Annotated in this window: 5 protein-coding genes; 4 read left to right on the top strand and 1 reads right to left on the bottom strand. The window is 71.5% G+C overall.

The features are described from left to right. The coding region (locus AC13HU_RS31710) for a hypothetical protein (protein ID WP_483045426.1) at window positions 1-244 on the top strand (244 nt) is incomplete at its 5' end. A gap of 51 nt (window positions 245-295) precedes the next feature. Here the strand turns inward: AC13HU_RS31710 and AC13HU_RS31705 are convergent. Beyond that, a complete protein-coding gene (locus tag AC13HU_RS31705; RefSeq protein WP_483045425.1) occupies window positions 296-2,722 on the bottom strand; it encodes a DNAJC11 domain-containing protein in 2,427 nt (808 codons plus the stop codon). 649 nt (window positions 2,723-3,371) lie between these two features. Here AC13HU_RS31705 and AC13HU_RS31700 point away from each other — a divergent pair. From AC13HU_RS31700 to AC13HU_RS31690, 3 genes are all read left to right on the top strand, one after another. Continuing rightward, window positions 3,372-3,740, top strand: a complete 369-nt coding sequence (locus AC13HU_RS31700) for a sortase-dependent protein (protein ID WP_483045424.1) — start codon at window positions 3,372-3,374, stop codon at window positions 3,738-3,740. Then, entirely contained in the window at window positions 3,737-4,351 is a 615-nt protein-coding gene (locus AC13HU_RS31695; RefSeq protein WP_483045423.1) for a class F sortase, read from the top strand. The genes AC13HU_RS31700 and AC13HU_RS31695 overlap by 4 nt, the downstream gene beginning before the upstream one ends. Before the next feature lie 111 nt (window positions 4,352-4,462). After that, window positions 4,463-4,954, top strand: a complete 492-nt coding sequence (locus AC13HU_RS31690; protein ID WP_483045422.1) for an RNA polymerase sigma factor — start codon at window positions 4,463-4,465, stop codon at window positions 4,952-4,954. Window positions 4,955-5,068: the final 114 nt, after the last annotated feature.

The following is a 5,068-nucleotide window of genomic DNA, read 5'->3' as shown; positions in this document are numbered from 1 at the left end:
CCCCAGGCCCCTCCAAGGACCTGCAACGAAAGACGGGCCTCTCATCGATCTGACCTCGCTGTTCTCCGCACTGGAAGAGCAGTCCCACCGTTCCGCCGCATCCTCGCCGCCTCCGAAGACGAACCTTTTCCAGGCCCCGGATTTCGAGGAAGACGAGTCATGCCTGTTCGAGGACGCGCCGGGGGCAGGCCCCGGCGCGTCGGTGGCAAGCCCGAGAGTGAGGAGCAGGGTGGCACGAGAGTGAGGGGCGGGGTGGTGTGAGCGGGCGGCCCGGTGCCGTGGCCGGCCGCTGAACTCACAGGGCCGGATGCAGCCCTTCGAAGCGGACCTTCCAGCGCTGGTCCGCCGGGAAGCCCGGCGCGTGGCCGTCGGGTGCGCCGTCCCAGCCGGCTGCCATGAACGCGATGGCGTACAGCAGCGCGGCATTGCTCGGGAAGTACGGGAACGGCCCGCCGGTCGCCAGCCCCGCGTCGTCGAACTGAAAGCCGGCGGCCGGGTGGAGCAGGAAGTCCACGGCGTCGTCGGGGCGGCCGAGCCGCGCGGCGCACATGGCGAGCATCGGGAAGTCCCATCCCCAGGTCTGGTCGAACCGCCAGCCGGTGAAGACCTTCTCGGCGGTGCGGGCCATCGTGGGGACGTCCACGCCGTCACCCGGCAGCCAGCCGTACGGGCCGATCAGGGCCGGGTGCTCGTAGTTCCACTGCGTCCACATGTCCTGAACGCCCTCGTGCAGGACGTACGTGCCGTCCTGCACCGGCAGTGGCGCGAGCCCGTCGTGCACGCGCTGCCACCCCGGGTCGCGGTGCAGACCGAGGCGTTCGCGCCACTGCTGCGCGATGCGCAGCCCGAAGCGCCAGTAGGCGAGTTCGAACGTCGGGTTCTGCGTGGTCCTGGGGTCGGTGTTCTCCGAGACGATGTACATGGGCGGGCCGAGGATGTAGCGGCTCGTGCCCTCGTCCCAGAAGGCCCAGGAGGAGAGGAAGTCGGCGGTGTCGAAGACGATGTCGCGCCACTTGTGCAACGTGCTCTCGTCGGGATGCGCCCGGTAGTCCATCTCGGCGAGGAAGAGGGGATGCGGCTGCTGCCACACCAGCAGGGCGTGGATGGCGTGCGGCGACTCGCGCCCGTCCGCCGTCGTGCACTTCGGCCAGCGCGCTCCCCGGAAGCCCTGGAACTGCGCGCGTTCGCGCGCCGACCGGTGGAAGCGTTCGTAGACGTCCAGGCTGCGGTCGAGCATCGGCCAGCGGTTCCACAGCGCCCAGTGCGCGCCGTGCCACCAGTACATCTCCATGTGGAACTTGCCGTTCCAGCCGTTGTTGACCAGCCCGGACTCCTGCGGCGGCAGCGAACCCGCCTCGTTGGCGCGCATCAGGTACTGGGAGAGCACGACCCGGCGCTCCAGCTCTTCCCAGCGCGGGTCGGTGCTCGCCGACAGGTCGATCGCTCCGCCGGAGAGCCAGTACTGCCGCCAGGCCCGGGTGCTCGCCGCGAGGGTCGCGCTCGACGTCGGCACCGACCCGGCCCGCGTGGGCGCGAACGCGCAGGTGAACCGGAGCCGGTTGGTGTGGCCGTCGGCGGCGAGGCGGTAGCGGTGCCGGTCTGCCGCTGCTCCGATCGACAGGGTCTGGTTGTCGGGGACGACGATGTCGTACTCCTGGCCCGCGTACGTGTAGCCGACCTCCAGGCGCTTGGCCTGGCCGGGCGCCGGGTCGCCGAGGTTCAGGTAATTGACCAGCAGGGTGAGCGAGTTGTCCGCGACCAGATGGGCGAGCGAGCCGGTGACGTCGGCCCAGTGACCGTCGGTTCCGTACCGCGCGGTGCGGATGACGAGCTCCCCGGCGGTGGAGCCCAGGCCGGTGAACACACCGTGGCCTTCCCAGGCGAGCGCGACGTGGTACTCGGTGGAGTCCAGCCGGTGCGTGATGTCGGCGTGGTTGTGCCCGCGCGTCGTCGCCGTCGTCTCGTGGGCGTCCGGGGCACCGTAGTTCCCGACATACGCGGCGAACTCCTGCCCGTCGGCGTAGGGGAAGTCGAGGAAGACCGTCAACCGCCCGGCGGCGACAAGCGGCGAGTCGATCTGCACGGCGACCGCGTCATGATCGGGGTGGCAGCAGGTGCGGACGTGCACGGGTTCACCGGCGATCTCGAACCGGCTGTCGACGACGCCGGTCCACAGGTCGAGTTCCTGGTGGATGCCCGTGATGTCGCCGGCGACGGCGACGCGGCCGTCGGGCATGGTCAGTTCCAGGCCGATACGTCCGAGGTTGATGCGGGCCGGGTTGGCGTAGAGCCACGACGACAGCTCGGGCTGGTCCGGGTTCGGGATGGGGTAGTCGACGGGGCGGCCGTGCGTGTCCCAGACCTGGCCGCGGAAGTCCGACGGCTCCTGGCCGGGCGGCAGCGGGAAGCTGTGCCATCCCCAGTCCGACAGGGTGTTGAACGGCACGAACGTCTGTAGCCCGGTGACGTCGACGCCGAATGCGAACCCGCCATTGCCCACCTGGAGCGGGCTCTGCGTGTCGAGTTTCCCGCGCACCACGCGGTGCCGGGCCACGACGGCCTGCCGGTCGATCGGACGCACCGACGCGGCATCGGCCGGCGTCCGGGCCTCGGCCGGTGTCCGGGCCTCGGCCGGTGTCCGGGCCTCGGCGGCGGGCTCCGCGACGACGCCGACCACCGCTGCGGCCGCCGAACCGGACAGGAACGTTCTACGAGTGACCACCCTGTGCCTCCTGACTGGGAAATGGAATGGTCGCCCGTCTCGGCCATATGGGCGCCGTGCCGGCGGTTGCCTCCGCACCCACCCGCCACGGGACCGATGCGCATCCGTGCGGCAACTCGGTCGACCGGTGTCCGTCGTGCTCCTGCGCCGGCGTCGAACGCCGGACAGCACACGGGATGACGCAGTACTTTTGATTCGGTTCAACCCGAGCGCCAGGCTAGACCCGTTGTTTCGATTCAGGCAATGCGCAGGAAGCACATCATCTGCGGCCCCTTCGGCGTACGACCCGACCGCGGCCATGCCCGACGCAATTGAACGTTTCAACTCCCGCGCGCCGATGGGGGATGCACGCGATGCGTGCGGCACCGGTCCGGCCGGACGGTTCCCGCGAGCCGGACGGGGCGCCGGAGGCACCGGCCGATCGCGCGCCGGTCCGGCCGGACGGCAACGGCATGGTGCGCATGGCAGGGCCCGCGGCAATCGGCACCGGCCGCTCTCGGCTTCCCACAGCCCCCGCCGTGCACAGTTGGACTCCGGCGGCTTTGCCGGGTTTTTACAATGCGTTCCGCCGCTGCCTCGTCTTTTCAGTCGATCCGCAACTCAGCCCGGCGCGTGACAGCGCGGGCGGACCGACGAAAGAGAGCGATTGATGCGCCGAACTGTTCTGGGTGCCGTGGCACTCGCGTGCACCGCCGTGCTGGCGAGCACCGTGCCCGCGTTCGCCGATGGGGCCTCCCCGTCCCCGACTCCGACCTCCGCACAGGCCACGTCGACCGCGCCCCCGACCGAGCCCCCGTCCGCGGCGCCGTCCGCGGCGCCCACCACGACCCCGACCCCGGCGGCGAAGCAGAGCCAGGTCGCCGCCGTACCGAAGGGAGCGCCGGACACCGGTGTGGCGCCGGTGGCTTCGCACTCGGGAGCCAACGGCGGGCTGATCGGCGGGGGCGCCGCCGCGGTGCTCGCGCTCGGCGGCGGGACGGTCCTCCTCGTGCGCCGCCGGCGGGCGAACGGGGCGTGACCTCGCTCTCCAGGCGCGCGTTCGCCACCGCGGTGACGGCCTCGCTGCTCACGGGCTGCGGCGGCCACCGGGTAGGCCACGCCGCCGCGACCACGCGCCCCCCGAGCTCGCCACCGTCCTCGCGGCCCGCCGCGAAGACGGTACGTGCGGTGGGGCGTTCGGTCCCGGTCGGGCTGCAGATCCCGGCCATCGAGGTCGACACCCCGGTCATGCAACTGGGGTTGGCCCCGGACGGCAGCGTGCAGGTCCCGCCGATCACGGCGCACGACCGTGCGGGCTGGTACCGGAACTCGCCGACGCCGGGTCAGACCGGCCCGTCGGTGATCCTCGCCCATGTCACGGTCGGCGCTTACGGGGACGGGGTCTTCCGCCACCTCGCGCGGCTGCACCCGGGCGACCGGATCGTGACGCGCCTGAAGAACGGCACCGCGCCGGAGTTCACGGTCACCGACGTACGCACAGTCGCCAAGTCGGACTTCCCGACGAGCACGGTCTACGGGGACGTGGACCGTCCGGAGCTGCGGCTGATCACGTGCGGCGGCCCGCGCTCCGGCAGCGGCTACCTCGACAACGTGATCGTCTTCGCCGCGCTGACCTCGGCGGGCTCCTGACGCGTTCCCCCGGCTCCCGGGCCGCCGCGTACCGTACGCCGGCGGCCCGGGGGCAGCCCCCCGCAAGGGCCCCGCACGTGTCCGACGATTGCCACCACGACATGGAGAGCGTTGAAACGGTCCCGCGAGAAGGCAGCGTCCGAGCTGTTCGTCGCCTTCTACCCGCGCCTCGCCGGCTGGTGCCGCCGCCTGGTCGACGACGACGAGACGGCCCACGAGATCGCCTCCGAGGCGTTCACCCGGCTGTGGGCCCGCTGGACGGCCGTGGCGGAGCCGCGCGGATTCCTCTACGTCACCGCGACCAACCTCGTCCGGGACCACTGGCGCAAACTGGAGCGCGAACGCCGAGCCGTCCGGCGGGCCACCGCGGAGGCCGCCGTACGGCCGCCGACCGAACAGACCGACCCGTCATTGCGCCTGCTCGTACAGTCGCTGCCCGAACGCCTGCGCGTGCCGATCCTGTTGCGCTACTACGCCGACCTGCCGATCCGGGAGATATCCCTGCTCACCGGCCGCAAGGAGGGGACCGTGATGTCCGATCTCCACACGGCCAGGGAACTGCTCCGCGCCCATCTGAGGAGAAGCCTTGATCACACAGTCTGACGACGGTCAGGACTTCGACCCCGACGACCCTCTCACCGTCATCCTGCGGCCCACCCCCGACTACCTCGGCCTGCCCCCGGGCCGGTACGAGAAGATCCGCCGCGGTGCGGCCCG

The organism is Streptomyces sp. NH27, from assembly GCF_056859195.1.
This window is presented reverse-complemented; position numbering and strand designations above follow the sequence as displayed.

What these genes read in the sequence shown, in the direction of transcription:
- AC13HU_RS31700 (WP_483045424.1), top strand. Translation starts at nt 3,372, where the DNA reads ATGCGCCGAACTGTTCTGGGTGCCGTGGCACTCGCGTGCACCGCCGTG.